The sequence below is a fragment of the Pseudomonas sp. HY2-MNA-CIBAN-0224 genome, from assembly GCF_040310285.1.
Taxonomy (GTDB): domain Bacteria; phylum Pseudomonadota; class Gammaproteobacteria; order Pseudomonadales; family Pseudomonadaceae; genus Aquipseudomonas; species Aquipseudomonas helleri.
Window position 1 is genome coordinate 1 of the sequence record NZ_JBEOPQ010000006.1, and the last position, 26,365, is coordinate 26,365.

At 53.3% G+C, this 26,365-nt stretch carries 30 protein-coding genes and 4 tRNA genes; all 34 read left to right on the forward strand.

Features of this window, described 5'->3' with window-relative positions:
* Positions 1-245: 245 nt before the first annotated feature.
* The 34 genes from birA to rpsN all read left to right on the forward strand — a co-directional run bounded on the left by birA (position 246) and on the right by rpsN (position 26,315).
* Positions 246-1,193 (forward strand): bifunctional biotin--[acetyl-CoA-carboxylase] ligase/biotin operon repressor BirA, encoded by a 948-nt coding sequence (birA, locus tag AAEZ03_RS05285; protein ID WP_350576706.1) that lies wholly within the window; start codon positions 246-248, stop codon positions 1,191-1,193.
* Positions 1,183-1,926, forward strand: coding sequence for a pantothenate kinase (locus AAEZ03_RS05290; RefSeq protein ID WP_350576709.1), 744 nt, complete (start codon positions 1,183-1,185; stop codon positions 1,924-1,926). The genes birA and AAEZ03_RS05290 overlap by 11 nt, the downstream gene beginning before the upstream one ends.
* Positions 1,927-1,933: 7 nt before the next feature.
* The gene (locus AAEZ03_RS05295) at positions 1,934-2,413 is read left to right on the forward strand and encodes a hypothetical protein (protein ID WP_123751626.1); all 480 of its coding nucleotides are present in this window, start codon (positions 1,934-1,936) and stop codon (positions 2,411-2,413) included.
* A gap of 110 nt (positions 2,414-2,523) precedes the next feature.
* Positions 2,524-2,608 (forward strand) — tRNA-Tyr (locus AAEZ03_RS05300).
* Positions 2,609-2,632: 24 nt separating this feature from the next.
* Positions 2,633-2,706 (forward strand) — tRNA-Gly (locus AAEZ03_RS05305).
* Positions 2,707-2,731: 25 nt separating this feature from the next.
* Positions 2,732-2,807: transfer RNA gene (locus tag AAEZ03_RS05310), tRNA-Thr, on the forward strand.
* A gap of 241 nt (positions 2,808-3,048) precedes the next feature.
* Positions 3,049-3,124 (forward strand) — tRNA-Trp (locus AAEZ03_RS05315).
* A 45-nt stretch (positions 3,125-3,169) separates the two neighbouring features.
* Positions 3,170-3,538, forward strand: a complete 369-nt coding sequence (gene secE, locus AAEZ03_RS05320) for a preprotein translocase subunit SecE (RefSeq protein WP_016779165.1) — start codon at positions 3,170-3,172, stop codon at positions 3,536-3,538.
* 9 nt (positions 3,539-3,547) lie between these two features.
* The gene (gene nusG, locus AAEZ03_RS05325) at positions 3,548-4,081 is read left to right on the forward strand and encodes a transcription termination/antitermination protein NusG (RefSeq protein WP_026014126.1); all 534 of its coding nucleotides are present in this window, start codon (positions 3,548-3,550) and stop codon (positions 4,079-4,081) included.
* A gap of 120 nt (positions 4,082-4,201) precedes the next feature.
* The gene (rplK, locus tag AAEZ03_RS05330; protein ID WP_048362305.1) at positions 4,202-4,633 is read left to right on the forward strand and encodes a 50S ribosomal protein L11; all 432 of its coding nucleotides are present in this window, start codon (positions 4,202-4,204) and stop codon (positions 4,631-4,633) included.
* Positions 4,633-5,328 carry a 50S ribosomal protein L1 gene (gene rplA / locus AAEZ03_RS05335; RefSeq protein ID WP_048373858.1) on the forward strand — a complete coding sequence of 232 codons (696 nt, stop codon included), beginning with the start codon at positions 4,633-4,635 and terminating at the stop codon, positions 5,326-5,328. Before rplK ends, rplA begins: the two co-directional genes overlap by 1 nt.
* A gap of 195 nt (positions 5,329-5,523) precedes the next feature.
* Positions 5,524-6,024, forward strand: coding sequence for a 50S ribosomal protein L10 (rplJ, locus tag AAEZ03_RS05340; RefSeq protein ID WP_003444392.1), 501 nt, complete (start codon positions 5,524-5,526; stop codon positions 6,022-6,024).
* An 80-nt stretch (positions 6,025-6,104) separates the two neighbouring features.
* Positions 6,105-6,470, forward strand: a complete 366-nt coding sequence (rplL, locus tag AAEZ03_RS05345; protein ID WP_153335218.1) for a 50S ribosomal protein L7/L12 — start codon at positions 6,105-6,107, stop codon at positions 6,468-6,470.
* Positions 6,471-6,689: 219 nt separating this feature from the next.
* Complete coding sequence (gene rpoB / locus AAEZ03_RS05350) at positions 6,690-10,763, forward strand: DNA-directed RNA polymerase subunit beta (RefSeq protein WP_048373853.1); 4,074 nt, start codon at positions 6,690-6,692, stop codon at positions 10,761-10,763.
* Positions 10,764-10,827: 64 nt separating this feature from the next.
* On the forward strand, positions 10,828-15,027 hold the full coding sequence (gene rpoC, locus AAEZ03_RS05355; protein ID WP_048373851.1) for a DNA-directed RNA polymerase subunit beta': 4,200 nt from the start codon (positions 10,828-10,830) through the stop codon (positions 15,025-15,027).
* Between the two features lie 214 nt (positions 15,028-15,241).
* On the forward strand, positions 15,242-15,613 hold the full coding sequence (rpsL, locus tag AAEZ03_RS05360) for a 30S ribosomal protein S12 (RefSeq protein ID WP_002555494.1): 372 nt from the start codon (positions 15,242-15,244) through the stop codon (positions 15,611-15,613).
* A gap of 124 nt (positions 15,614-15,737) precedes the next feature.
* Positions 15,738-16,208 carry a 30S ribosomal protein S7 gene (rpsG, locus tag AAEZ03_RS05365; RefSeq protein WP_019409900.1) on the forward strand — a complete coding sequence of 157 codons (471 nt, stop codon included), beginning with the start codon at positions 15,738-15,740 and terminating at the stop codon, positions 16,206-16,208.
* 30 nt (positions 16,209-16,238) lie between these two features.
* Entirely contained in the window at positions 16,239-18,341 is a 2,103-nt protein-coding gene (fusA, locus tag AAEZ03_RS05370) for an elongation factor G (RefSeq protein ID WP_123751627.1), read from the forward strand.
* 35 nt (positions 18,342-18,376) lie between these two features.
* Complete coding sequence (gene tuf / locus AAEZ03_RS05375; RefSeq protein WP_123751628.1) at positions 18,377-19,570, forward strand: elongation factor Tu; 1,194 nt, start codon at positions 18,377-18,379, stop codon at positions 19,568-19,570.
* A 143-nt stretch (positions 19,571-19,713) separates the two neighbouring features.
* Positions 19,714-20,025: a 30S ribosomal protein S10 gene (gene rpsJ, locus AAEZ03_RS05380; protein ID WP_003186070.1), complete on the forward strand. Its 312-nt coding sequence runs from the start codon at positions 19,714-19,716 to the stop codon at positions 20,023-20,025.
* An 81-nt stretch (positions 20,026-20,106) separates the two neighbouring features.
* The gene (rplC, locus tag AAEZ03_RS05385; RefSeq protein ID WP_019409902.1) at positions 20,107-20,742 is read left to right on the forward strand and encodes a 50S ribosomal protein L3; all 636 of its coding nucleotides are present in this window, start codon (positions 20,107-20,109) and stop codon (positions 20,740-20,742) included.
* A 12-nt stretch (positions 20,743-20,754) separates the two neighbouring features.
* Complete coding sequence (rplD, locus tag AAEZ03_RS05390) at positions 20,755-21,357, forward strand: 50S ribosomal protein L4 (protein WP_048373846.1); 603 nt, start codon at positions 20,755-20,757, stop codon at positions 21,355-21,357.
* On the forward strand, positions 21,354-21,653 hold the full coding sequence (gene rplW / locus AAEZ03_RS05395) for a 50S ribosomal protein L23 (protein WP_003444375.1): 300 nt from the start codon (positions 21,354-21,356) through the stop codon (positions 21,651-21,653). The genes rplD and rplW overlap by 4 nt, the downstream gene beginning before the upstream one ends.
* A gap of 14 nt (positions 21,654-21,667) precedes the next feature.
* Positions 21,668-22,492, forward strand: a complete 825-nt coding sequence (gene rplB / locus AAEZ03_RS05400; protein WP_048373844.1) for a 50S ribosomal protein L2 — start codon at positions 21,668-21,670, stop codon at positions 22,490-22,492.
* 16 nt (positions 22,493-22,508) lie between these two features.
* Positions 22,509-22,784: a 30S ribosomal protein S19 gene (gene rpsS / locus AAEZ03_RS05405; protein WP_003232420.1), complete on the forward strand. Its 276-nt coding sequence runs from the start codon at positions 22,509-22,511 to the stop codon at positions 22,782-22,784.
* A 13-nt stretch (positions 22,785-22,797) separates the two neighbouring features.
* Entirely contained in the window at positions 22,798-23,130 is a 333-nt protein-coding gene (rplV, locus tag AAEZ03_RS05410; RefSeq protein WP_003444373.1) for a 50S ribosomal protein L22, read from the forward strand.
* A gap of 13 nt (positions 23,131-23,143) precedes the next feature.
* On the forward strand, positions 23,144-23,830 hold the full coding sequence (gene rpsC / locus AAEZ03_RS05415; RefSeq protein ID WP_003176422.1) for a 30S ribosomal protein S3: 687 nt from the start codon (positions 23,144-23,146) through the stop codon (positions 23,828-23,830).
* A 12-nt stretch (positions 23,831-23,842) separates the two neighbouring features.
* The gene (gene rplP / locus AAEZ03_RS05420) at positions 23,843-24,256 is read left to right on the forward strand and encodes a 50S ribosomal protein L16 (protein WP_019409905.1); all 414 of its coding nucleotides are present in this window, start codon (positions 23,843-23,845) and stop codon (positions 24,254-24,256) included.
* Positions 24,256-24,447, forward strand: coding sequence for a 50S ribosomal protein L29 (gene rpmC, locus AAEZ03_RS05425; RefSeq protein WP_003444371.1), 192 nt, complete (start codon positions 24,256-24,258; stop codon positions 24,445-24,447). The genes rplP and rpmC overlap by 1 nt, the downstream gene beginning before the upstream one ends.
* Before the next feature lie 2 nt (positions 24,448-24,449).
* Positions 24,450-24,716: a 30S ribosomal protein S17 gene (gene rpsQ / locus AAEZ03_RS05430; RefSeq protein ID WP_003176419.1), complete on the forward strand. Its 267-nt coding sequence runs from the start codon at positions 24,450-24,452 to the stop codon at positions 24,714-24,716.
* Between the two features lie 23 nt (positions 24,717-24,739).
* A complete protein-coding gene (gene rplN / locus AAEZ03_RS05435; RefSeq protein WP_011063774.1) occupies positions 24,740-25,108 on the forward strand; it encodes a 50S ribosomal protein L14 in 369 nt (122 codons plus the stop codon).
* Positions 25,109-25,119: 11 nt separating this feature from the next.
* Positions 25,120-25,434 carry a 50S ribosomal protein L24 gene (gene rplX / locus AAEZ03_RS05440; protein WP_003444369.1) on the forward strand — a complete coding sequence of 105 codons (315 nt, stop codon included), beginning with the start codon at positions 25,120-25,122 and terminating at the stop codon, positions 25,432-25,434.
* Between the two features lie 22 nt (positions 25,435-25,456).
* The gene (gene rplE, locus AAEZ03_RS05445) at positions 25,457-25,996 is read left to right on the forward strand and encodes a 50S ribosomal protein L5 (protein WP_003186044.1); all 540 of its coding nucleotides are present in this window, start codon (positions 25,457-25,459) and stop codon (positions 25,994-25,996) included.
* Positions 25,997-26,009: 13 nt separating this feature from the next.
* Positions 26,010-26,315, forward strand: a complete 306-nt coding sequence (gene rpsN / locus AAEZ03_RS05450; RefSeq protein ID WP_048373839.1) for a 30S ribosomal protein S14 — start codon at positions 26,010-26,012, stop codon at positions 26,313-26,315.
* The last annotated feature ends 50 nt before the right edge of the window (positions 26,316-26,365 follow it).

Here is a 26,365-nt window from a genome sequence, read left to right on the forward strand (position 1 = left end):
GTAGTGTGGGGTTTCCCCATGTGAGAGTAGGTCATCGTCAAGATTAAATTCCAAAATCCCTGTCTGCTCACGCAGACAGGGATTTTGTTTTTGTGCTCGAAAAAGCTCTGCCAATGTGGCAAAGCATGCTGTGCGTAAAACGCTGCGTTCCTTGCCAGTGTTGTACAGTACTTGTCTTACAGGGTTTCTATGCAATAGCGTGGCTCGTCGTTATTATGCGTGCCTGATTGTGAGGCGTAACTTGCATGCTGACGTTGTTGAAGCTTCTTAAAGATGGTCGTTTTCATTCTGGGCAAGCGTTGGGTGCTGCGCTCGGCATTAGCCGTAGTGCGGTCTGGAAGCAGCTGCAGCGTCTGGAAGCGGATCTAAACCTGTCTATCCATAAAGTTCGTGGTCGTGGCTATCAATTGGCCGTGCCACTTGAGCTTCTCGAGCACGAGCAGCTCGCTGAAAGTCCCTACCCTGCTTTTATTCATGAATCCTTAGATTCAACGAACGCTGAAGCCTTGCGCCAAATTGCAGGCGGGGTGCCAGCGCCTTTTGTGGTCCTGGCTGAGCAGCAGAGTGCCGGCCGCGGTAGAAGAGGGCGAAAGTGGATCAGCCCTTTTGCCGAAAATATTTACTACAGCCTGGTACTTCGAATTGATGGTGGCATGCGTCAGCTCGAAGGGCTGAGCTTGATTGTGGGTCTAGCGGTTTTGAGTTCGCTACGCGAGTTTAGTCGCTGCGATGCGGGCTTGAAGTGGCCAAACGATGTGCTGGTGGGCAATAAAAAAATCGCAGGTATTCTGCTCGAGCTGGTGGGTGATCCTGCTGATGTTTGCCATGTCGTTATAGGTATCGGTATTAACGTTAATATGATGGTCGCCAACGATGTTGATCAATCGTGGACATCCGTTCGTCTGGAGGCGGGTCAGGCGATCAATCGGAACGAGCTGATTGTCGCCTTGGGGCGCAAGTTACAGGGGTATCTGATTCGCCACGAGGATGAAGGATTCGCTGCTATTCAGGCAGAGTGGGAATCTAACCATTTGTGGCAAGGGCGTGAGGTTACGTTGATTGCGGGTACGCATACTGTTGATGGCGTGGTAGCCGGCGTTGATCAGCAGGGCGCATTGCGTCTTAACGTCGCAGGGCAGGAAAAAGCCTTTAGTGGTGGCGAGCTGAGCTTGAGGTTGCGCCATGATTCTTGAAATGGATTGCGGTAACAGTTTTATCAAGTGGCGAGTACTTGATGGCGATGCTGTGGTTGAAGGTGGAGTTGTAGATTCCGATGCTGGTCTCATAGCCGCGCTCTTGGCAACTCCATTGCTGCGCATCACGCGTTGCCGTTTGGTGAGTGTGCGCAGTGACGACGAAACTGCGAGTCTGGCATCTCTCTTATCGTCCACATTCTCGGTAGAAGTAATATGTGCTAGCCCGGCAAGAGTGATGGCGGGGGTAACGAACGGTTATGAGGATTTCGAGCGTCTAGGCTTGGACCGCTGGCTAGCCTTGGTTGGCGCATATGAGCTCTCTAGGCGCGCCTGCCTTGTACTGGATCTGGGTACAGCCGTAACGGCCGATTTTGTGGCTAAAGACGGTAAGCATTTAGGTGGGTTTATATGCCCTGGATTGCCGTTAATGCGTAACGAGTTGCGCACGCATACCCGGCGAATCAGATATGACAATCTTTCCGCTGAGCAGGCGTTGTTGCGAAATAGCCCAGGGCGGACGACTGTTGAAGCTGTGGAGCGCGGCTGTCTAATGATGTTGCGAGGATTCGTCCTGAGTCAGCTGCAATTGGCACGTGATTACTGGGGGGGTGATTTCGAGGTGTTTCTCACGGGCGGTGATGCAAATCTCGTGGCATGTACTGTGCCTGAGGGTCGCTTGGTGAAAGATCTTGTGTTCATAGGCTTGGCTGCAGCTTGTCCTGTTTATTGAGGTTTTTATGCGCTGGTTGTTGCTGCTGCTGGTTGTATTGAATATTTTCTACTTTATATGGCATCAGCAAGAGGCTCCTCTTAAAGCGAAGGAGGTTGTATCTCTATCGTTGTACAAAGGAAGCAAGCAGGAAATACAGCTGCTGAGTGAAACGCGAACGGGGCTTGTCCCTTTACAATCTGGAGAAGGCGCGAGCAGTGATAAGGATGTCTGCTTCTACCTGAGCGGGTTGATCCGTTCTGACGCTGAGACCAAGATTAAAGAAAGTTTGTCAGATGCAGGCATAAAGAGTGGTTTGGACAGCCTGGAAGGTGCGGGCGCAGGTGATTTTGTCCTGGTCCTTTCTCCATCGGACAATGTGCAGGCTGTTGAAAAGGTTCTACAAAGTCTTCTCAATGAATTCAATGAGTTGAAATACGAAAAAAAGCAGTGCCGGGGGTTGCAGGTGTCCGATAGTTTGCATAGAATGGCGCCCGCTCCACAGTGAACACCGGAAACGGTTTTAAATGTGAAGTGAGTCATCAAGCTAACTTAATGATTTAATTGAGAAAAGCGGTTGACAAAGAGTTGGGATGCTGTATAATCCTGCTCAGCTCAGGAGGGGTTCCCGAGCGGCCAAAGGGATCAGACTGTAAATCTGACGTCTACGACTTCGAAGGTTCGAATCCTTCCCCCTCCACCATATTTGCGCAAATCAGCATGATTTGCGGGTGTAGTTTAGTGGTAGAACCTCAGCCTTCCAAGCTGATGATGCGGGTTCGATTCCCGCCACCCGCTCCATTCGCGCTGGTTTCAATGGTGTTTTGCTCTTGTAGCTCAGTTGGTAGAGCACACCCTTGGTAAGGGTGAGGTCAGCGGTTCAAATCCGCTCAAGAGCTCCATATAAACAAGGCAGATATGAAAATATCTGCCTTTGTTTTAACGGGCTGAAAAGCTTGTCCGGAGTGTTTGCTGGTGGCGCTGTTGTAAGGTGTTGCTACTCTGGTTGGCGATTACTGTCGTTGGTGGCCTGCATTCTGCTGCTGGCGTGTCGTTAGGTTTTGGGCTTGGCGATAAAGTAATTGCAAAGGTTGTTGAAAAGTCTCTCTCGGGTCTGCATAATCGGCGGCTCGATAATGTTTTAGGTCAGTAGCTCAATTGGCAGAGCGACGGTCTCCAAAACCGTAGGTTGGGGGTTCGATTCCCTCCTGACCTGCCAGATTCGCTCAATGCGTCTGGCTTTCTTTTCACAGGATCCTCTTTGATGACTCCCAAGGCTGAAGTTCAAGGCTCTCGCTTCGATCTCCTCAAGTGGCTAGTAGTGGTTGCGCTTGTGGTAGTTGGCGTTGTTGGGAATCAGTATTATTCTGGTTCGCCGATCCTGTATCGCGTCATTGCACTTCTTGTGATTGCTGCTGTTGCTGCCTACGTAGGTTTGCAAACCGCAAAAGGCAAGTCGTTTGCTGTCTTGGTAAAGGAAGCTCGTACTGAGATTCGTAAAGTCGTATGGCCGACTCGCCAAGAAACTACGCAGACTACGTTGATCGTAGTGGCTGTTGTTCTTGTTATGGCGTTGCTGTTGTGGGGTTTGGATTCCCTGCTCGGCTGGCTTGTTTCCTTGATTGTTGGCTAAGGGTGTCCCGTGGCTAAGCGTTGGTACGTAGTGCATGCTTATTCGGGTTACGAAAAGCATGTTATGCGCTCTTTGATTGAGCGTATTAAGCTGGCAGGCATGGAAGATGGCTTCGGCGAAATTCTGGTTCCCACTGAAGAAGTGGTTGAAATGCGTAATGGCCAGAAACGCAAAAGCGAACGCAAGTTCTTCCCTGGTTATGTGCTAGTCCAGATGGATATGAGTGAAGGTACTTGGCACTTGGTCAAGGATACCCCTCGTGTCATGGGATTCATCGGTGGCACTGCTGATAAGCCTGCACCGATTACAGACAAAGAGGCAGAAGCAATTCTGCGTCGCGTTGCTGATGGCAGCGACAAGCCCAAGCCGAAGACACTGTTCGAGCCGGGCGAAGTTGTTCGCGTCACCGACGGTCCGTTTGCCGACTTTAACGGCACGGTCGAAGAAGTTAACTACGAAAAGAGTCGCATCCAGGTGGCTGTACTCATTTTCGGACGTTCCACTCCGGTGGAGCTAGAGTTTAGCCAGGTCGAAAAGGTCTAGCTGAACACGCATCCCAACCCCACGGCTTCGGTCGTGGGGTTTTGTCGTCACTGGGATAAACACGCAAGTAACCGGGGAGCCTTTTAAGTTAGGCGTCTGAACCCGTAATTGGAGTGCCTCATGGCCAAGAAGATTACCGCTTACATCAAGCTGCAAGTGAAGGCCGCTCAGGCCAACCCAAGCCCACCTGTTGGTCCAGCTTTGGGTCAGCACGGTGTGAACATCATGGAATTCTGCAAAGCTTTCAACGCCCGTACTCAGGGTATTGAGCCAGGCCTGCCGACTCCAGTGATCATCACTGTATACAGCGACCGTAGCTTCACATTCGAAACCAAGTCGACCCCTGCTTCGGTTCTGCTGAAGAAGGCTGCTGGTCTGACTAGCGGTTCGGCTCGCCCTAACACCGTTAAGGTTGGCACCGTTACCCGTGCTCAGCTGGAAGAAATCGCGAAAACCAAAAACGCGGATCTGACTGCAGCTGATTTGGATGCAGCCGTGCGTACCATCGCCGGTTCTGCTCGTAGCATGGGTCTTAACGTGGAGGGTGTGTAATGGCTAAGCTGACTAAGCGTCAAAAGGCAATCGCCGGTAAAATTGAAGCTGGCAAGTCTTACAACTTTGTAGACGCTGCTGCTTTGCTGGCTGAGCTGTCGACTGTTAAGTTCAGCGAGTCTTTCGACATCGCTGTTAACCTGGGCGTAGACCCACGTAAATCTGACCAGGTTGTTCGTAGCGCAACTGTGCTGCCACACGGCACTGGCAAGACTGTACGTGTAGCTGTGTTCACCCAGGGGCCAGCTGCTGAAGCTGCTTTGGCTGCTGGCGCTGATCGCGTTGGTATGGATGACCTGGCTGCCGAAATGAAAGGCGGCGACCTGAACTACGACGTAGTTATTGCATCCCCGGACGCAATGCGTGTTGTAGGTCAGTTGGGTCAGATCCTCGGCCCGCGTGGTCTGATGCCTAACCCTAAGGTTGGTACTGTAACTCCAGACGTAGCAACTGCGGTTAAGAACGCAAAAGCTGGTCAGGTTCGTTATCGCACCGACAAAAACGGTATCATCCACACTTCCGTTGGCAAGGTCGGTTTCGACGCTGTTCAACTGAAGGAAAACGTTGAAGCCCTGATCGCTGATTTGAAGCGTATCAAGCCAGCTTCCTCGAAAGGTATTTATGTTAAGCGCGTTACTCTGAGCACCACTATGGGCCCAGGCCTGGTCATCGACCAAGGTTCGTTGAACGCGTAAGACAAATTGGCGCAGTGTGCTGCGCCAATGAAAGATTGGGGTCCCTGCCTGGCGGGGGCTATCCAAGACCGTAGGCGGCGCAAGTCTTAAACCTCAAGCCTACGCAGATGGTGCTCCCGGTTCCTTACCGAATCAGACACCAAAACGACATCCGACTCAGGTCAGATGAAACGGTAACAAGCAGGAGTTAAACCCGTGGCAATTAAACTCGAAGACAAGAAGGCCATCGTCGCTGAAGTCAACGAGGCTGCCAAAGTTGCCCTGTCTGCTGTTGTGGCTGATGCCCGCGGTGTGACAGTAGGCGCTATGACCGGACTCCGTAAAGAGGCTCGTGAAGCTGGCGTTTACGTACGTGTTGTACGTAACACCCTGCTCAAGCGCGCTGTTGCTGACACTGAATACAGTGTTCTCAACGACGTGTTCACTGGCCCGACCTTGATCGCATTCTCCAACGAGCATCCAGGCGCTGCTGCCCGTTTGTTCAAAGAGTTCGCTAAAGGTCAGGATAAGTTCGAGATCAAGGCAGCTGCGTTCGAGGGCAAGTTCCTCGCAGCTAATCAGATCGACGTACTGGCAAGTCTGCCGACCCGTGACGAAGCAATTTCTCAGCTGATGAGCGTGATTCAAGGCGCTACCAGCAAATTGGCTCGTACTCTGGCGGCACTTCGCGACCAGAAAGAAGCAGCTGCAGCTTAAGGCTGAGCAACTCCTTTCAGCGTTTATTGTTTATTTCGATGGCCGCATAGGCTGTCACCCCAATACAGGAATTTATAGTCATGTCTCTGACTAACGAGCAAATCATCGAAGCAATCGGCGAGAAATCCGTTCTGGAAATCGTTGAGCTGATCAAAGCAATGGAAGAGAAGTTCGGCGTTTCGGCTGCTGCTGCTTCTGCTGGTCCTGCTGTTGCTGCTGCTGTCGTTGAAGAGCAAACTGAATTCAATGTCATGCTGGTTGAAGCTGGCGAGAAGAAAGTTAACGTGATCAAGGCTGTTCGTGAGCTGACTGGTCTGGGCTTGAAAGAAGCCAAGGCAGTAGTTGACGGCGCTCCAGCAATGGTTCTGGAAGCTGTTGCTAAAGACGCAGCTGACAAAGCCAAAGCTGCTCTGGAAGAAGCAGGCGCTAAAGTCGAGCTGAAGTAAGCATCGACTTTGCGTCTCCAGCCCAAGCGTTAAGCTGAGGCTGATGGCTGGTGGCTCATGCCACCGGCCTTTTTCCGTTCTTGGCAGCCGACTGGGTTGGCGCCATAAACGAGCTGTAACCACCCTGTGCGGTGGAGCAAACCAAGGGGTTTGCACGATTTTCTGGCTGCTCCCGTCGGGAGAGGCCAAACAAGCAGGTGACCAAGCTGGGGAACGCTGATGGCTTACTCATATACTGAGAAAAAACGTATCCGCAAGGACTTTAGCAAGTTGCCGGACGTCATGGATGTGCCGTATCTCTTGGCAATCCAGCTGGATTCGTATCGTGAATTCTTGCAGGCGGGAGCGACTAAAGATCAGTTCCGCGACGTGGGCCTGCATGCGGCCTTCAAATCCGTTTTCCCGATCATCAGCTACTCCGGCAATGCTGCGCTGGAGTATGTCGGTTATCGCCTGGGCGAACCGGCATTTGATGTCAAAGAATGCGTGTTGCGCGGTGTGACTTACGCCGTACCTTTGCGGGTGAAGGTTCGTTTGATCATTTTCGACAAAGAATCGTCGAATAAAGCGATCAAGGACATCAAAGAGCAAGAAGTCTACATGGGTGAAATCCCCCTGATGACTGAAAACGGTACCTTCGTAATCAACGGTACCGAGCGTGTAATTGTTTCCCAGCTGCACCGTTCCCCGGGCGTGTTCTTTGACCACGACCGCGGTAAGACGCACAGCTCCGGTAAGCTGCTGTATTCCGCGCGTATCATTCCTTACCGTGGTTCGTGGTTGGACTTTGAGTTCGACCCTAAAGACTGCGTGTTCGTACGTATTGACCGTCGTCGCAAGCTGCCTGCGTCCGTATTGCTGCGCGCGCTCGGCTATAGCACTGAGCAAGTACTGGAAGCGTTCTACACCACTAACGTTTTCCACGTTCAAGGCGAAAGCATCAGCCTGGAACTGGTACCTCAGCGCCTGCGCGGTGAAATCGCTGCCATCGACATTACCGATGACAAAGGCAAGGTGATTGTTGAGCAGGGTCGTCGTATCACTGCTCGCCATATCAACCAGCTGGAAAAAGCCGGTATCAAAGAGCTCGTTATGCCTCTGGACTATGTCCTGGGTCGCACGACGGCCAAAGCTATCGTGCACCCGGCGACTGGCGAAATCATTGCTGAGTGCAACACCGAGCTGACCACTGAAATCCTGGCAAAAGTTGCCAAGAGCCAAGTCGTACGCATCGAAACGTTGTACACCAACGATATCGACTGCGGTCCGTTCATTTCGGACACGCTGAAAATTGACTCCACCAGCAACCAACTGGAAGCGCTGGTTGAGATCTATCGCATGATGCGTCCTGGCGAGCCTCCAACCAAGGATGCTGCCGAGACTCTGTTCAACAACCTGTTCTTCAGCCCTGAGCGCTATGACCTGTCTGCGGTCGGCCGGATGAAGTTCAACCGTCGTATCGGTCGTACCGAAATCGAAGGTTCGGGCGTGTTGTGCAAAGAAGACATCGTCGCGGTACTGAAGACTCTGGTCGACATCCGTAACGGCAAAGGCATCGTCGATGACATCGACCACCTGGGTAACCGTCGTGTTCGCTGCGTAGGCGAAATGGCTGAAAACCAGTTCCGCGTTGGCCTGGTACGTGTTGAGCGTGCGGTCAAAGAGCGTCTGTCGATGGCTGAAAGCGAAGGCCTGATGCCGCAAGACTTGATCAACGCCAAGCCAGTGGCTGCGGCAGTGAAAGAGTTCTTCGGTTCCAGCCAGTTGTCCCAGTTCATGGACCAGAACAACCCGCTGTCCGAGATCACCCACAAGCGCCGTGTTTCTGCACTGGGCCCGGGCGGTCTGACACGTGAGCGTGCCGGCTTTGAAGTGCGTGACGTACACCCGACTCACTACGGTCGTGTATGCCCGATTGAAACGCCAGAAGGTCCGAACATTGGTCTGATCAACTCCTTGGCTGCCTATGCGCGCACCAACCAGTACGGCTTCCTCGAGAGCCCGTACCGTGTAGTGAAAGACGCGCTGGTTACCGACGAGATCGTGTTCCTTTCTGCTATTGAAGAAGCGGATCACGTTATTGCTCAGGCTTCGGCCACCATGAACGACCAGAAAGTCCTGGTTGATGAACTGGTAGCTGTTCGTCACTTGAACGAATTCACCGTTAAGGCGCCGGAAGACGTCACCTTGATGGACGTTTCGCCGAAGCAAGTAGTTTCGGTTGCTGCGTCGCTGATTCCGTTCCTCGAGCACGACGACGCCAACCGTGCGTTGATGGGTTCGAACATGCAGCGTCAAGCTGTACCAACACTGCGCGCTGACAAGCCGCTGGTAGGTACTGGCATGGAGCGTAACGTAGCTCGTGACTCCGGCGTTTGCGTCGTGGCACGTCGTGGCGGCGTTATTGATTCCGTTGATGCAAGCCGTATCGTGGTTCGTGTTGCTGATGATGAAGTTGAGACCGGCGAAGCTGGTGTTGATATCTACAACCTGACCAAATACACCCGCTCCAACCAGAACACCTGCATCAACCAGCGTCCGCTGGTGCGTAAAGGTGATCGGGTTCAGCGCAGCGACATCATGGCCGATGGTCCGTCCACCGATATGGGTGAACTGGCTCTGGGTCAGAACATGCGTATCGCCTTCATGGCATGGAACGGCTTCAACTTCGAAGACTCCATCTGCCTGTCGGAACGTGTTGTTCAAGAAGACCGTTTCACCACGATCCACATTCAGGAACTGACCTGTGTGGCCCGTGACACCAAGCTTGGCCCTGAGGAAATCACTGCAGACATCCCGAACGTGGGTGAGGCTGCACTGAACAAGCTGGACGAAGCCGGTATCGTTTACGTCGGCGCCGAAGTTGGCCCGGGCGACATCCTGGTAGGTAAGGTCACTCCGAAAGGCGAGACCCAACTGACCCCGGAAGAAAAACTGCTGCGTGCAATCTTCGGTGAAAAAGCCAGCGACGTTAAAGACACCTCCCTGCGCGTACCAACCGGTACCAAAGGTACTGTCATTGACGTACAAGTCTTCACTCGTGATGGCGTAGAGCGTGATGCTCGTGCCTTGTCGATCGAGAAGACTCAGCTGGACGAAATCCGCAAGGATCTGAACGAAGAGTTCCGCATTGTTGAAGGCGCTACTTTCGAACGTCTGCGCTCTGCCCTGGTCGGTCAAATTGCCGAGGGTGGTGCAGGTCTGAAGAAAGGCCAGGAAATCACCAATGAAGTGCTGGACGGTCTTGAGCACGGGCAGTGGTTCAAACTGCGCATGGCTGAAGATGCTCTGAACGAGCAACTTGAGAAAGCTCAGGCTTACATCATCGATCGCCGTCGTCTGCTGGACGACAAGTTCGAAGACAAGAAGCGCAAACTGCAGCAGGGCGATGACCTGGCTCCAGGCGTGCTGAAAATCGTCAAGGTTTACCTGGCAATCCGTCGTCGCATCCAGCCGGGTGACAAGATGGCTGGTCGTCACGGTAACAAAGGTGTGGTCTCCGTGATCATGCCGGTTGAAGACATGCCGTACGATGCCAATGGCACCCCGGTTGATGTTGTTCTCAACCCGTTGGGCGTACCTTCGCGTATGAACGTTGGTCAGATTCTCGAAACCCATTTGGGCCTAGCAGCCAAAGGTTTGGGCGAGAAGATCAACCTCATGATTGAAGAACAGCGCAAGGTTGCTGACCTGCGTAAGTTCCTGCATGAGATCTACAACGAAATTGGCGGTCGTCAAGAAAGCCTGGATGACTTCTCTGATCAAGAAATCCTTGATCTGGCGAAGAACCTTCGTGGCGGTGTGCCGATGGCTACCCCGGTGTTCGACGGTGCCAAAGAAAGCGAAATCAAGGCAATGCTTCGTTTGGCAGACCTGCCAGACAGCGGCCAGATGGTGCTGACTGATGGCCGTACCGGCAACAAGTTTGAGCGTCCGGTTACCGTTGGCTACATGTACATGCTGAAGCTGAACCACTTGGTAGACGACAAGATGCACGCTCGTTCTACTGGTTCTTACAGCCTGGTTACCCAACAGCCGTTGGGTGGTAAGGCGCAGTTCGGTGGTCAGCGTTTCGGGGAGATGGAGGTCTGGGCGCTGGAAGCTTACGGCGCGGCATACACTCTGCAAGAAATGCTCACAGTGAAGTCGGACGATGTGAACGGTCGTACCAAGATGTACAAAAACATCGTGGACGGCGATCACCGTATGGAGCCGGGCATGCCCGAGTCCTTCAACGTGTTGATCAAAGAAATTCGTTCCCTCGGCATCGATATCGATCTGGAAACCGAATAACACGTGACGCGAATCGAGAGCGGGGCTGCACTGCCCGCTCTCTGCTCCGCCAGGAGGAAAGGCCTTGAAAGACCTACTGAATTTGCTGAAAAACCAGGGTCAAGTCGAAGAGTTCGACGCCATCCGTATTGGATTGGCATCGCCTGAGATGATCCGTTCGTGGTCGTTCGGTGAAGTTAAAAAGCCGGAAACCATCAACTACCGTACGTTCAAACCTGAGCGTGACGGTCTGTTCTGCGCCAAAATTTTTGGCCCGGTAAAGGATTACGAGTGCCTGTGCGGTAAGTACAAGCGCTTGAAGCATCGCGGTGTGATCTGTGAGAAGTGCGGCGTTGAAGTTGCACTGGCCAAGGTCCGTCGTGAGCGCATGGCTCACATTGAACTGGCTTCGCCAGTTGCACACATCTGGTTCCTGAAATCGCTGCCGTCCCGTATCGGCTTGCTGATGGACATGACCCTGCGTGATATCGAACGCGTTCTCTACTTCGAGAGCTATGTTGTTATCGATCCAGGCATGACCACCCTTGAAAAAGGTCAGTTGCTGAACGACGAGCAGTATTTCGAAGCGCTGGAAGAGTTCGGTGACGACTTCGATGCCCGTATGGGTGCCGAGGCTGTGCGTGAGCTGCTGCACGCTATCGATCTGGAACACGAGATTGGCCGTCTGCGTGAAGAAATTCCGCAAACCAACTCCGAAACCAAAATCAAGAAGCTGTCCAAGCGCTTGAAGTTGATGGAAGCCTTCCTGGGCTCCGGCAACCTTCCAGAGTGGATGGTTCTGACCGTTCTGCCGGTTCTGCCGCCAGATCTGCGTCCTTTGGTTCCGTTGGATGGTGGTCGTTTCGCGACTTCCGACCTCAACGATCTGTATCGTCGAGTGATCAACCGTAACAACCGCTTGAAGCGCCTGCTTGATCTGTCCGCTCCGGACATCATCGTGCGTAACGAAAAGCGTATGTTGCAAGAAGCTGTCGACGCCTTGCTGGACAACGGTCGTCGTGGTCGCGCCATCACGGGTTCGAACAAGCGTCCTCTGAAATCCTTGGCTGACATGATCAAGGGTAAGCAAGGTCGTTTCCGTCAGAACTTGCTCGGTAAGCGTGTTGACTACTCGGGTCGTTCGGTAATTACCGTAGGTCCGACGCTGCGTCTGCACCAGTGCGGTCTGCCTAAGAAAATGGCACTTGAACTGTTCAAGCCGTTCATCTTCGGCAAGCTGGAAATGCGTGGTCTTGCTACCACCATTAAAGCTGCCAAGAAAATGGTTGAGCGTGAGCTGCCAGAGGTTTGGGACGTTCTCGCTGAAGTGATTCGCGAACACCCGGTGCTCCTCAACCGTGCACCAACGCTTCACCGTCTGGGTATTCAGGCATTTGAACCGGTACTGATCGAAGGTAAAGCTATCCAGCTGCACCCTCTGGTCTGTGCTGCGTACAACGCCGACTTCGACGGCGACCAGATGGCTGTACACGTACCGCTGACACTGGAAGCCCAGTTGGAAGCCCGTGCGTTGATGATGTCGACCAACAACATTCTGTCGCCAGCGAACGGTGAGCCAATCATCGTTCCATCGCAGGACGTTGTATTGGGTCTGTACTACATGACTCGTGAAGCGATCAACGCCAAAGGCGAAGGTCGTGTATTCGCGGATCTGCAAGAAGTTGACCGTGTGTTCCGTGCCGGCGAAGCCGCACTGCACGCCAAGGTTAAAGTGCGGATCACCGAAACCGTCAACGACCGTGATGGCGGCAGCGTGACCAACACCCGTATCGTCGACACCACTGTCGGTCGTGCGCTGTTGTTCCAGGTTGTTCCAAAAGGCCTGTCGTACGATGTCGTCAACTTGCCAATGAAGAAAAAGGCAATCTCCAAGCTGATCAACCAGTGCTACCGCGTGGTTGGTTTGAAAGAGACTGTGATCTTCGCTGACCAGTTGATGTATACCGGTTTCGCTTACTCGACTATTTCCGGCGTTTCGATCGGTGTTAACGACTTCGTTATCCCGGATGAAAAAGCGCGCATCATCGGTGCTGCTACCGACGAAGTGAAAGAAATCGAAAGTCAGTACGCCTCGGGCCTGGTAACACAGGGCGAGAAGTACAACAAAGTAATCGACCTTTGGTCGAAAGCTAACGATGAAGTTTCCAAGGCGATGATGTCGAACCTCTCGAAAGAGAAGGTTATCGACCGTCACGGTGATGAAGTTGAGCAAGAGTCGTTCAACTCCATGTACATGATGGCCGACTCCGGCGCACGGGGTTCTGCTGCGCAGATCCGTCAGCTGGCCGGTATGCGTGGTCTGATGGCCAAGCCGGACGGTTCCATCATCGAAACGCCGATTACTGCGAACTTCCGTGAAGGTTTGAGCGTACTTCAGTACTTCATCTCCACTCACGGTGCTCGTAAGGGTCTTGCGGATACGGCCTTGAAAACGGCTAACTCCGGTTACTTGACGCGTCGTCTGGTAGACGTAGCGCAAGATCTGGTAGTGACTGAAGTCGACTGCGGTACCGAACACGGTCTGCTGATGACTCCGCACATTGAAGGCGGCGACGTTGTAGAGCCGTTGGGTGAACGTGTACTGGGTCGAGTAATCGCCCGTGACGTATTCAAGCCAGGTACTGATGAAGTTATCGTTCCTGCTGGCACCCTGGTTGATGAGAAGTGGGTTGAGTTCATCGAGCTGAACAGCATTGACGAAGTTATCGTACGTTCGCCAATCAGCTGCGAAACCCGTTTCGGTATCTGCGCCAAGTGCTACGGTCGCGATCTGGCTCGTGGTCACCAGGTGAACATCGGTGAAGCTGTCGGCGTAATCGCTGCTCAGTCGATCGGTGAGCCAGGTACGCAGCTGACAATGCGTACGTTCCACATCGGTGGTGCGGCAAGCCGGACCTCTGCTGCTGACAGCGTTCAGGTTAAGAATGGCGGTACTGTCCGTCTTCACAACCTGAAGCACGTTGAGCGTGTAGATGGTTGCCTGGTAGCCGTATCGCGTTCGGGTGAGCTGGCAATCGCTGATGACTTCGGTCGTGAGCGTGAGCGTTACAAGCTGCCGTACGGTGCCGTAATTTCGGTTAAAGAAGGTGACAAGGTTGACGCTGGCTCGATCGTAGCCAAGTGGGATCCGCACACTCACCCAATCGTTACCGAAATGAAAGGTACCGTGACCTACGTGGGCATGGAAGAAGGCATCACGATCAAGCGTCAAACTGACGAATTGACCGGTATGACCAACATTGAAGTGCTTGACGCCAAAGACCGTCCAGCTGCCGGCAAAGAAATTCGCCCGGCCGTTAAGATGGTAGGTGTTGATGGTAAGGATCTGTTGTTGCCAGGTACCGACGTACCGGCTCAGTACTTCCTGCCAGCCAACGCATTGGTCGGTGTAGCGGATGGTGCGGAAATCGCGATCGGTGACGTTATCGCTCGTATTCCGCAAGAGACTTCGAAAACTCGAGACATCACCGGTGGTCTGCCACGCGTTGCTGACTTGTTCGAAGCGCGTCGTCCGAAAGAAGCCTCTATTTTGGCTGAAGTCAGCGGCACCATCGCGTTCGGTAAAGAGACCAAAGGCAAGCGCCGTCTGGTTATTACCCCGAACGACGGTACCGATCCGTACGAAGAGCTGATTCCAAAGTGGCGTCACCTGAACGTCTTCGAAGGCGAGCAAGTGAACCGCGGCGAAGTTATCTCCGACGGTCCAAGCGATCCACACGATATCCTGCGTTTGCTGGGTGTGAGTGCGCTGGCCAAGTACATCGTTAACGAGATTCAAGACGTTTACCGTCTGCAAGGCGTGAAGATCAACGATAAGCACATCGAGACCATCCTGCGTCAGATGCTGCGTAAAGTTGAAATTTCCGAGTCTGGTGATTCCTCCTTCATCAAGGGCGACCAGATGGAGCTGACGCAGGTACTGGTCGAGAACGAGCGCCTGGGTAATGAAGACAAATTTGTGTCCAAGTTCACTCGCGTTCTGTTGGGTATCACCAAAGCGTCGTTGTCGACTGAATCGTTCATCTCCGCGGCCTCTTTCCAAGAGACAACCCGCGTACTGACCGAAGCAGCGGTAACCGGCAAGCGCGACTACCTGCGCGGCCTGAAAGAAAACGTTGTCGTGGGTCGTTTGATCCCGGCAGGTACTGGTTTGGCCTATCACAGCGAGCGTAAGCGTCGCCGTGATGCAGACAAACCATTGCGCGTAAGCGCCAGTGAAGTGGAAGCTGCACTGACCGAAGCGCTGAACTCCAGCGGTAACTGAGTTCTGCGATAAATAAGGGTAGGCCCCGGTCTTTCCGTTCATCGAATCACGACAATTAGTCGAGCTTTGATGGGGGAGGGGTCGGGGCTTTGCCTTGACTGGGGGCAGGATCCTCTTTAGACTCTTGTACCCCTAAATTTGGCGGGGATTCGTTCCTGTCATTTTGCTTTTCTTGCAAGACAATAGCGTCGCAAGACAACAGTGGAGCTAGTAGATGGCAACTATCAACCAGCTGGTACGTCAGCCGCGTAAGCGTATCGTCGAGAAATCCGACGTACCTGCGCTGCAAAACTGCCCGCAACGTCGTGGCGTATGCACCCGTGTGTATACAACTACGCCGAAAAAACCTAACTCGGCACTGCGTAAAGTATGCCGTGTGCGCCTGACCAACGGTTTCGAGGTTTCCTCGTACATCGGTGGTGAAGGTCACAACCTGCAAGAACACAGCGTGGTACTGATCCGTGGCGGTCGTGTAAAAGACTTGCCAGGTGTTCGTTACCACACCGTTCGCGGCTCTTTGGATACTTCCGGTGTTAAAGGTCGTAACCAAGGTCGTTCGAAGTACGGTACCAAAAAGCCGAAGTAGTCTTCGGTCGCTGGTAAATAAATGCAGATTTCTTTTTTTCTGAGTCGATAAGAGTAAGGTCGGGCGTGCATCCACAGGGTGTAATGGTCCCGAGCTAACCTGAAGACCGTTTGAGGGCTTATCCATGCCAAGAAGACGCGTAGCAGCCAAGCGCGAAGTGCTTGACGATCCAAAATACGGAAGCCAAATCCTGGCCAAGTTCATGAACCACGTGATGGAAAGCGGTAAAAAAGCCGTTGCCGAGCGTATCGTTTATGGCGCGCTGGAAAAGGTTAAAGAACGTAAGAACGGCGATCCCCTGGAACTCTTCGAGAAAGCACTCGACGCCATCGCTCCGCTGGTCGAAGTGAAGTCGCGCCGTGTAGGCGGTGCTACTTACCAGGTTCCGGTCGAAGTTCGTCCTTCCCGTCGTAACGCTTTGGCAATGCGCTGGTTGGTAGACTTCGCACGTAAGCGTGGCGAAAAGTCTATGGCTTTGCGCTTGGCTGGCGAACTGCTGGACGCTGCTGAAGGCAAGGGCGCAGCAGTTAAGAAGCGTGAAGACGTGCACCGTATGGCTGAAGCTAACAAAGCTTTCTCGCACTACCGCTTCTAATTTCAGCGCTATTCACTTTGCGAGGGCTTTATGGCTCGTACTACACCGATTAACCGCTACCGTAACATTGGTATCTGTGCACACGTGGACGCGGGTAAAACCACGACTACTGAGCGGGTACTTTTTTACACTGGCAAAAGTCACAAGATGGGCGAGGTGCATGATGGCGCCGCGACCACAGACTGGATGGTGCAGGAGCAGGAGCGTGGTATTACCATTACTTCTGCTGCGATCACTACCTTTTGGCAGGGTTCTAACAAGCAGTACGATAACTACCGCTTCAACGTAATCGATACCCCGGGCCACGTAGACTTCACTATTGAAGTTGAGCGTTCCCTGCGTGTACTCGATGGCGCGGTTGTTGTGTTCTGCGGCACCTCGGGTGTTGAGCCTCAGTCCGAAACCGTATGGCGTCAAGCCAACAAGTACGGTGTTCCACGTCTTGTTTACGTAAACAAGATGGACCGTGCTGGTGCTAACTTCCTGCGCGTGATCGGTCAGATCAAAACTCGTCTGGGTCACACTCCGGTGCCAATCCAGTTGGCTATCGGTTCCGAAGATAACTTCCAGGGTCAGATCGATCTGATGTCCATGGAAGCGGTTTACTGGAGCGATGCTGACAAGGGTATGACTGCGCGTCGTGAAGCTATTCCTGCAGAACTGCAAGAGTTGGCTGAAGAGTGGCGCAGCAACATGGTTGAGGCTGCGGCTGAAGCCAGCGAAGAGCTGATGAACAAGTATCTGGAAGGTGAAGAACTCACCATCCCGGAAATCAAAGCGGCTCTGCGTCAGCGTACTATCGCCGGCGAGATCGTTTTGGCTGTTTGCGGTTCTTCCTTCAAGAACAAGGGTGTTCCCCTGGTTCTCGACGCCGTGATCGACTACCTGCCGGCACCGGTAGATATTCCTGCCATCAAGGGTACTGACCCTGATGACGAGACTATCGAGCTGGAGCGTCATGCAGACGATAACGAGCCGTTCTCGGCTCTGGCGTTCAAGATCGCGACTGACCCATTCGTGGGTACTTTGACCTTCGTCCGCGTTTACTCGGGCGTGTTGAACTCCGGTGACGGCGTAATCAACTCGGTTAAAGGCAAGAAAGAGCGCGTGGGTCGTATGGTGCAAATGCACGCTAACGCCCGCGAAGAGATCAAGGAAGTACGCGCTGGTGACATCGCGGCCTTGATCGGCATGAAGGACGTCACCACTGGTGAAACCTTGTGCAACGCTGACAAGCCAATCATCCTGGTTCGCATGGACTTCCCGGAGCCGGTTATTTCGGTTGCTGTTGAGCCAAAAACCAAGGATGACCAGGAAAAAATGGGTATTGCACTGGGCAAACTTGCTCAGGAAGACCCGTCTTTCCGCGTTAAAACTGATGAAGAGACTGGTCAGACGATCATCTCCGGCATGGGCGAATTGCACCTCGACATCCTGGTTGACCGGATGAAGCGTGAGTTCAACGTTGAAGCCAACATCGGTAAGCCTCAGGTTTCTTATCGTGAGCGCATCACGAAGAACTGTGAAATCGAAGGCAAGTTCGTTCGTCAGTCCGGCGGTCGTGGTCAGTTCGGTCACTGCTGGATCCGTTTTGCACCTGCTGACGAAGGTCAGGAAGGTCTGCAGTTCGTGAACGAAGTGGTAGGTGGTGTGGTTCCTAAGGAATACATCCCGGCTATCCAGAAGGGTATCGAAGAGCAGATGAAGAACGGTGTTGTTGCCGGCTATCCGCTGATCGGCCTGAAGGCTACCGTGTTTGATGGTTCTTACCACGACGTCGACTCCAACGAGATGGCGTTTAAGGTGGCTGCTTCCATGGCTACCAAGCAACTGGCCCAGAAGGGCGGTGGTGAGTTGCTTGAGCCGATCATGGCGGTAGAGGTTGTTACACCTGAAGACTATATGGGTGACGTGATGGGCGACTTGAACCGTCGTCGCGGCATGATCCAGGGTATGGAAGATACGGTCTCCGGCAAAGTTATTCGTGCTGAAGTTCCGTTGGGCGAGATGTTCGGTTATGCGACCGACGTTCGTTCCATGTCTCAGGGTCGCGCAAGCTACTCTATGGAATTCAAAAAATACGATACAGCGCCGTCGCACATCGTCGATGCTGTTACTAAAAAACAAGGCTGATTTAGTTCAGTCCTTTAGGCAAGGAGTTAATTGTCGTGGCTAAAGAAAAATTTGATCGTTCCCTACCGCACGTCAACGTTGGCACTATCGGTCACGTTGACCATGGTAAAACCACGCTGACCGCAGCTCTGACTCGTGTTTGCTCCGAAGTTTTCGGTTCTGCTCGTGTTGACTTCGACAAGATCGACAGCGCGCCAGAAGAAAAAGCTCGTGGTATCACCATCAACACTGCTCACGTTGAGTACAACTCGACTATTCGTCACTACGCTCACGTTGACTGCCCAGGTCACGCTGACTACGTGAAGAACATGATCACTGGTGCTGCCCAAATGGACGGCGCGATCTTGGTTTGTTCGGCCGCTGATGGTCCGATGCCACAAACTCGTGAGCACATCCTGCTGTCCCGTCAGGTAGGCGTTCCGTACATCGTGGTTTTCCTGAACAAGGCTGACCTGGTAGACGACGCTGAGCTGCTGGAACTGGTTGAGATGGAAGTGCGCGATCTGCTGAGCACTTACGACTTCCCAGGTGACGACACTCCGATCATCATCGGTTCTGCTCGTATGGCTCTGGAAGGCCTGGACGACAACGAAATGGGCACCACTGCCGTTCGTAAACTGGTTGAAACTCTGGATACCTACATCCCAGAACCAGTTCGTCTGACCGACAAGCCGTTCCTGATGCCAATCGAAGACGTATTCTCGATCTCTGGTCGCGGTACTGTTGTGACTGGCCGTATCGAGCGCGGTATCGTTCGCGTTCAAGATCCACTGGAAATCGTTGGTCTGCGTGACACAACTGTTACCACTTGCACCGGCGTTGAAATGTTCCGCAAACTGCTCGACGAAGGTCGTGCTGGCGAGAACTGCGGCGTTCTGCTGCGTGGTACCAAGCGTGACGACGTTGAGCGTGGTCAGGTTCTGGTTAAGCCAGGCACTGTTAAGCCTCACACCAAGTTCACCGCAGAAGTATACGTTCTGAGCAAAGAAGAAGGCGGCCGTCATACTCCGTTCTTCAAAGGCTACCGTCCACAGTTCTACTTCCGTACTACTGACGTGACTGGTAACTGCGAACTGCCAGAAGGCGTTGAAATGGTAATGCCAGGTGACAACATTCAAATGACTGTTACCCTGATCAAAACCATCGCAATGGAAGATGGCCTGCGTTTCGCTATCCGTGAAGGCGGTCGTACCGTCGGCGCTGGCGTCGTAGCCAAAATCATCGAGTAATCGATGATTGCATGAAAAAGCCCCCGCTCAGCGGGGGCTTTTTTTATTGAGTTGACACCTAGTGGGGTCGTCTATAGAATTGCGCCTCCTTTAAACGGGCGTATTGCGCTCGGTGGGAACAGCAATCTGGAGTCTGAAATCCAATGCAAAATCAGCAAATCCGTATCAGGTTGAAGGCTTTTGACCATCGCCTGATCGACCAATCAACCCAGGAAATCGTGGAAACCGCGAAACGTACTGGTGCTCAAGTGCGTGGTCCAATTCCACTGCCTACCCGTAAAGAGCGGTTCACCGTTCTGGTCTCCCCGCACGTCAACAAAGACGCGCGTGACCAGTACGAGATCCGTACTCATAAGCGCGTTCTGGACATCGTTCAGCCAACGGATAAAACCGTTGACGCACTTATGAAGCTTGATCTTGCGGCCGGTGTGGAAGTGCAGATCAGCCTCGGCTAAGACTTGGGTCTTAGTCGTGTAACGCTCTGAAATGGGCGGCCATAGCGGGTGAAAGCCCCGTACACTCATGAGGTTTACAACATGACTATTGGTGTAGTCGGTCGTAAATGCGGTATGACCCGTATTTTCACCGAAGAAGGTGTCTCCATTCCGGTCACGGTCATTGAGATCGAGCCGAATCGCGTCACCCAGTTCAAAACTGAAGAAACCGATGGCTATCGTGCAGTGCAAGTCACTGTCGGCGAGCGTCGCGCTTCGCGTGTAACCGCTGCTCAGGCGGGTCACTTCGCCAAGGCAAACGTTGCTGCTGGTCGTACCGTGCTGGAATTCCGTCTTGAAGAAGGCGAGTACCAAGCTGGCGATCTGATCAACGCTGAAATCTTCGCTGCTGGTCAACTGGTTGATGTAACCGGTCAATCCAAGGGTAAAGGCTTCCAGGGTACGATCAAGCGTTGGAATTTCCGTGGCCAAGATAACACTCACGGTAACTCCGTTTCCCACCGCGTCCCGGGCTCTATTGGCCAGTGCCAGACTCCTGGTCGTGTATTCAAGGGCAAAAAAATGTCCGGTCATATGGGCGCTGAGCGCGTGACCGTGCAGTCCCTCGAAGTAGTGCGCGTCGACGCTGAACGCAATCTGTTGTTGGTCAAGGGTGCTGTTCCTGGCGCTACTGGCGGCAACCTGGTTGTACGTCCAGCGGCCAAGGCTCGCGGTTAAGGGGAAGCTGACATGCAATTAAACGTAAATGACGCTCAGGCGATCGAAGTTTCCGAACTGACTTTCGGCGGCGAATTCAACGAGACGCTGGTTCACCAAGCAGTCGTGGCCTACATGGCCGGCGGCCGTCAAGGTAGCAAGCAGCAAAAGACCCGTTCTGATGTCCGTGGTGGCGGTAAGCGCCCTTGGCGTCAGAAAGGTACTGGCCGCGCTCGTGCCGGTACTATCCGTAGCCCAATCTGGCGTGGCGGCGGTACCACTTTCGCAGCTCGTCCACAGGATCACTCTCAGAAGCTCAACAAGAAGATGTACCGCGCAGCACTGCGCTCCATCCTTGCTGAACTCGTGCGTACTGATCGTCTGGTCGTGGTTCAGGACTTCGCTGTTGAAGCGCCAAAAACCAAAGATCTGCTGAACAAACTGAATGGCATGGGTCTGACTGATGTCCTGATCGTGTCCGAAGTTGTTGATCAGAACCTGTACCTGGCTGCTCGCAACCTGCCACACGTTGATGTACGTGACGTGCAAGGTTCCGATCCAGTTAGTCTGATCGCATACGACAAGGTGTTGATCACCGTGTCGGCCGTGAAGAAATTCGAGGAGCTGCTGGGATGAACCAGGAACGCGTATTTAAAGTTCTGCTTGGCCCGCACGTTTCCGAGAAGGCTACGGTTCTGGCAGACAAGAAAGGCCAGTTCGTTTTCAAGGTTGCTACAGATGCAACCAAGCTGGAAATCAAGAAGGCCGTCGAAAGCCTGTTCAGCGTGAAAGTTGAGCGTGTTACTACCCTGAATGTTCTGGGTAAGAGCAAGCGCACCGCTCGCGGCGTGGGCAAGCGTAATGACTGGAAGAAGGCAGTAATCTCCCTTCAGCCAGGCCAAGATCTCGATTTCAGCAGCAGTGCTGAGTAAGGAAGGGGTGCATCATGGCAATCGTTAAATGCAAACCGACTTCCCCTGGCCGCCGTCATGTGGTCAAGGTGGTCAACAAGGAGCTGCATAAAGGCGCTCCTCACGCACCGCTGCTCGAGAAAAAATCGAAGTCTGGTGGTCGTAACAACAATGGCCGCATTACCACGCGTCATATCGGTGGTGGTCATAAGCAGCATTACCGTATGGTCGACTTCCGTCGCAACGACAAAGATGGCATTCCAGCCACTGTTGAGCGTATCGAATACGATCCAAACCGTACTGCTCACATTGCTCTTATGCTGTACGCAGACGGCGAACGCCGTTACATCATCGCCCCTAAAGGCGTGAGCGCTGGTGACCAGCTGATCTCGGGTGCTTTGGCTCCGATCAAGCCAGGTAACTCGCTGCAACTGCGCAGCATTCCAGTAGGTAGCACCGTACACGGCATCGAATTGAAGCCAGGTAAAGGCGCGCAAATCGCTCGTTCCGCTGGTGCTTCGGCTCAGCTGGTAGCTCGCGAAGGTGTCTACGTGACCCTGCGTCTGCGTTCTGGTGAAATGCGTAAAGTATTGGCTGAATGCCGTGCAACGCTGGGCGAAGTCTCGAACTCCGAGCACAGCCTGCGTTCGCTGGGTAAAGCTGGTGCCAAACGCTGGCGTGGCGTTCGCCCAACCGTTCGTGGTGTTGCCATGAACCCGGTTGACCACCCACATGGTGGTGGTGAAGGTCGTACCTCTGGTGGTCGTCATCCGGTATCGCCATGGGGCTTCCCGACTAAGGGCGCGAAGACTCGTGGTAATAAGCGTACCGACAAAATGATCGTCCGTCGTCGCAAGTAAATAGAGGGATACGACAGTGCCACGTTCTCTGAAAAAAGGTCCTTTTATTGATCTTCACCTACTGAAGAAGATCGAAGTGGCGGCGGAAAAGAACGATCGCAAGCCGGTGAAAACCTGGTCGCGTCGTTCGATGATCCTGCCACAAATGGTCGGTCTGACCATCGCTGTGCATAACGGTCGTCTGCATGTTCCAGTTCTCGTGAACGAAGACATGGTTGGCCATAAACTGGGCGAGTTTGCCGGTACCCGCACTTATCGTGGGCACGTGGCAGACAAGAAAGCCAAGCGTTAAGGGGTAAGGAACGATGGAAGTAGCCGCTAAGTTGTCGGGCGCTCGAATCTCCGCCCAGAAAGCCCGCTTGGTCGCCGACCAGATCCGCGGGAAGAAGGTGGGCGAAGCGCTCAACCTGTTGGCTTTCAGCAACAAGAAAGCCGCCGAGATCATCAAAAAAGTGCTGGAGTCGGCCGTAGCCAACGCCGAGCATAACGAAGGCGCTGACGTTGACGACCTGAAAGTCGCCACCGTTTTCGTCAACGAAGGGCGTTCGCTGAAGCGCATCATGCCGCGTGCCAAAGGCCGCGCTGATCGCATCGTCAAGCGGTCTTGCCATATCACTGTCAAGGTTGCTGACAAGTAACGGAGTCGAAGAGATGGGTCAGAAAGTACATCCCATTGGCATTCGCCTGGGAATCGTCAAGGAGCACACCTCCGTCTGGTACGCAGACGGCCGGACTTATGCGGACTACTTGTTCGCTGATCTGAAGGTGCGTGAATACCTCCAAGACAAACTAAAAAGCGCGTCCGTAAGCCGTATCGATATCCATCGTCCGGCCCAAACTGCACGCATCACCATCCACACCGCTCGTCCAGGTATCGTTATCGGGAAGAAAGGTGAAGATGTTGAGAAGCTGCGTCAGGACCTGACCAAGCAAATGGGTGTGCCTGTGCACATCAATATCGAAGAGATCCGCAAGCCGGAGCTCGACGGTATGCTGGTTGCGCAGAGCGTAGCTCAGCAGCTGGAGCGTCGTGTAATGTTCCGTCGCGCGATGAAACGCGCTGTACAGAACGCTATGCGCATTGGTGCCAAAGGCATCAAAATCCAAGTGAGCGGTCGTCTCGGCGGTGCTGAAATCGCACGTACTGAATGGTATCGCGAAGGTCGTGTGCCATTGCACACCCTGCGTGCCGACATCGACTATGCCAACTACGAAGCTCACACCACTTACGGTGTGATCGGTGTAAAGGTTTGGATCTTCAAAGGCGAAGTAATCGGTGGTCGCCAAGAAGAGCTGAAGCCACAAGCACCAGCGCCTCGTAAAAAAGCTGCTAAGTAAGGGGTACGCAAAATGTTACAACCTAAGCGTACGAAGTTCCGCAAGCAAATGACTGGCCACAACCGTGGCTTGGCACTGCGCGGTAGCAAAGTCAGCTTCGGCGAGTATGCGCTGAAGTCTGTTGCTCGTGGTCGTCTCACCGCTCGTCAGATCGAATCAGCGCGTCGTGCACTGACCCGTCACGTTAAGCGTGGCGGCAAGATCTGGATCCGTGTATTCCCGGACAAGCCTATTTCCAAAAAGCCTCTCGAAGTTCGGATGGGTAAAGGTAAGGGTAACGTGGAATACTGGGTTGCCCAGATTCAGCCAGGCAAAGTCCTGTATGAAATCGAGGGTGTTTCTGAAGAGCTGGCGCGTGAGGCTTTCGCCCTGGCTGCTGCAAAGCTGCCGCTCGCCACCTCCTTTGTTAAACGGACGGTGATGTGATGAAAGCGAATGAACTTCGTGAAAAATCCGCACAGCAGCTGAACGAGCAACTGCTCGGCTTGCTGCGCGACCAGTTCAATCTGCGCATGCAGAAAGCAACTGGCCAGTTGGGGCAGTCGCATCTGCTCTCGCAAGTTAAGCGTGACATCGCTCGCGTGAAGACTGTGCTCAAACAGCAGGCAGGTAAGTAATCATGGCTGAAGCCGAAAAAACTGTCCGTACGCTGACTGGCCGTGTTGTCAGCGACAAGATGGACAAGACCATCACCGTTCTGATCGAACGTCGCGTTAAGCACCCGATCTACGGTAAATACGTTAAGCGTTCGACTAAGCTGCACGCGCACGACGAAACCAATCAGTGCCACATCGGCGACAAAGTCACTATTCGTGAAACTCGTCCGCTGGCCAAGACTAAGTCTTGGGCTCTGGTTGATGTTCTCGAACGCGCTGTGGAAGTCTAAGGACTAGGGGTCGGAGAAATTATATGATTCAGACTCAATCCATGCTCGATGTGGCCGATAACAGCGGCGCACGCCGTGTTATGTGCATCAAGGTGCTGGGTGGCTCCCATCGTCGTTACGCTGGTATCGGTGACATCATCAAAGTTACCGTCAAGGAAGCAATTCCTCGCGGTAAAGTGAAAAAAGGCCAAGTGATGACTGCAGTAGTAGTCCGCACTCGTCACGGCGTACGTCGTGCTGATGGCTCCATTATCCGCTTTGATGGCAACGCTGCTGTTCTTCTGAACAACAAGCAAGAGCCGATCGGCACCCGTATCTTTGGGCCAGTGACCCGTGAACTTCGCAACGAGAAGTTCATGAAGATCGTCTCGCTCGCCCCAGAAGTGCTGTAAGGAGATCCGACATGCAAAAGATTCGTCGTGACGACGAGATCATCGTGATCGCCGGCAAAGACAAAGGTAAGCGCGGTAAGGTGCTTAAGGTTCTCGCTAACAACCGTCTGGTTATTGGTGGTCTGAACCTGGTTAAGCGTCATACCAAGCCTAACCCGATGTCGGGCGTGCAAGGCGGTATCGTCGAGAAAGAAGCTCCACTGGACGCTTCTAACGTGGCCATTTTCAACGGCGAAACCAACAAGGCTGACCGCGTTGGTTTCAAAGTAGAAGAAGGCAAAAAAATTCGTGTCTTCAAGTCGACCCAAAAAGCGGTTGATGCTTGAACACTGCTAGGTAGATGAGACCATGGCACGACTAAAAGAGATTTACCGGAAGGAAATCGCTCCGAAACTTAAGGAAGAACTTAAGCTTTCGAACGTGATGGAAGTTCCGCGCGTTACCAAAATCACCCTGAACATGGGCCTGGGCGAAGCGATCGGCGACAAAAAAGTCATCGAGCACGCAGTAGCTGATTTGGAAAAAATCACCGGTCAAAAAGTTGTTGTGACCTACGCTCGCAAATCCATCGCTGGCTTTAAAGTCCGTGAAGGTTGGCCGATCGGCGTCAAAGTAACTCTGCGCCGTGAGCGTATGTACGAATTCCTGGATCGTCTGCTGTCGATCTCCCTGCCTCGGGTTCGCGACTTCCGCGGCCTGAATGCCAAGTCCTTCGATGGTCGTGGCAACTACAGCATGGGCGTTAAAGAGCAGATCATTTTCCCGGAAATTGACTACGACAAAATCGATGCTCTTCGCGGTCTGGACATCACCCTGACCACCACTGCTCGGACGGATGACGAAGGTCGCGCATTGCTGCGTGCTTTCAAATTCCCGTTCCGCAACTGATTGGAGTAGGACCATGGCCAAGATGAGCATGAAAAACCGCGAGCTGAAGCGTCAGCTCACGGTTGCCAAGTTCGCCAAGAAGCGTGCTGAGCTGAAAGCTATCATCGTTGATCTGAACGCAAGTCCAGAAGCACGTTGGGAAGCTCAAATCGCTCTGCAGAAGCAGCCACGTGACGCAAGCGCTTCGCGCATGCGTAACCGCTGCCGCCTGACTGGTCGTCCGCACGGTGTTTACCGCAAGTTCGGCCTGGGCCGTAACAAATTGCGTGAAGCAGCAATGCGCGGTGACGTACCAGGTCTGGTTAAAGCTAGCTGGTAAGGCGTACCGACAAAGTTATCGCTGTCGGGGTCGCAAGATCCTGACAGCCG

Bases quoted from the DNA above. Each gene is read 5' to 3' on its own strand.
- rplP (WP_019409905.1), top strand. From the start codon at position 23,843: ATGTTACAACCTAAGCGTACGAAGTTCCGCAAGCAAATGACTGGCCAC.
- rplN (WP_011063774.1), top strand. From the start codon at position 24,740: ATGATTCAGACTCAATCCATGCTCGATGTGGCCGATAACAGCGGCGCA.
- rpoB (WP_048373853.1), top strand. From the start codon at position 6,690: ATGGCTTACTCATATACTGAGAAAAAACGTATCCGCAAGGACTTTAGC.
- rplL (WP_153335218.1), top strand. From the start codon at position 6,105: ATGTCTCTGACTAACGAGCAAATCATCGAAGCAATCGGCGAGAAATCC.
- rplX (WP_003444369.1), top strand. From the start codon at position 25,120: ATGCAAAAGATTCGTCGTGACGACGAGATCATCGTGATCGCCGGCAAA.
- secE (WP_016779165.1), top strand. From the start codon at position 3,170: ATGACTCCCAAGGCTGAAGTTCAAGGCTCTCGCTTCGATCTCCTCAAG.
- rpsN (WP_048373839.1), top strand. From the start codon at position 26,010: ATGGCCAAGATGAGCATGAAAAACCGCGAGCTGAAGCGTCAGCTCACG.
- rplB (WP_048373844.1), top strand. From the start codon at position 21,668: ATGGCAATCGTTAAATGCAAACCGACTTCCCCTGGCCGCCGTCATGTG.
- rpsG (WP_019409900.1), top strand. From the start codon at position 15,738: ATGCCAAGAAGACGCGTAGCAGCCAAGCGCGAAGTGCTTGACGATCCA.
- birA (WP_350576706.1), top strand. From the start codon at position 246: ATGCTGACGTTGTTGAAGCTTCTTAAAGATGGTCGTTTTCATTCTGGG.
- rpsL (WP_002555494.1), top strand. From the start codon at position 15,242: ATGGCAACTATCAACCAGCTGGTACGTCAGCCGCGTAAGCGTATCGTC.
- rplD (WP_048373846.1), top strand. From the start codon at position 20,755: ATGCAATTAAACGTAAATGACGCTCAGGCGATCGAAGTTTCCGAACTG.
- rplE (WP_003186044.1), top strand. From the start codon at position 25,457: ATGGCACGACTAAAAGAGATTTACCGGAAGGAAATCGCTCCGAAACTT.
- fusA (WP_123751627.1), top strand. From the start codon at position 16,239: ATGGCTCGTACTACACCGATTAACCGCTACCGTAACATTGGTATCTGT.
- rpsQ (WP_003176419.1), top strand. From the start codon at position 24,450: ATGGCTGAAGCCGAAAAAACTGTCCGTACGCTGACTGGCCGTGTTGTC.
- rplW (WP_003444375.1), top strand. From the start codon at position 21,354: ATGAACCAGGAACGCGTATTTAAAGTTCTGCTTGGCCCGCACGTTTCC.
- rpmC (WP_003444371.1), top strand. From the start codon at position 24,256: ATGAAAGCGAATGAACTTCGTGAAAAATCCGCACAGCAGCTGAACGAG.
- rplV (WP_003444373.1), top strand. From the start codon at position 22,798: ATGGAAGTAGCCGCTAAGTTGTCGGGCGCTCGAATCTCCGCCCAGAAA.
- rpsJ (WP_003186070.1), top strand. From the start codon at position 19,714: ATGCAAAATCAGCAAATCCGTATCAGGTTGAAGGCTTTTGACCATCGC.
- rpsC (WP_003176422.1), top strand. From the start codon at position 23,144: ATGGGTCAGAAAGTACATCCCATTGGCATTCGCCTGGGAATCGTCAAG.
- rplA (WP_048373858.1), top strand. From the start codon at position 4,633: ATGGCTAAGCTGACTAAGCGTCAAAAGGCAATCGCCGGTAAAATTGAA.
- rplK (WP_048362305.1), top strand. From the start codon at position 4,202: ATGGCCAAGAAGATTACCGCTTACATCAAGCTGCAAGTGAAGGCCGCT.
- AAEZ03_RS05290 (WP_350576709.1), top strand. From the start codon at position 1,183: ATGATTCTTGAAATGGATTGCGGTAACAGTTTTATCAAGTGGCGAGTA.
- rplC (WP_019409902.1), top strand. From the start codon at position 20,107: ATGACTATTGGTGTAGTCGGTCGTAAATGCGGTATGACCCGTATTTTC.
- AAEZ03_RS05295 (WP_123751626.1), top strand. From the start codon at position 1,934: ATGCGCTGGTTGTTGCTGCTGCTGGTTGTATTGAATATTTTCTACTTT.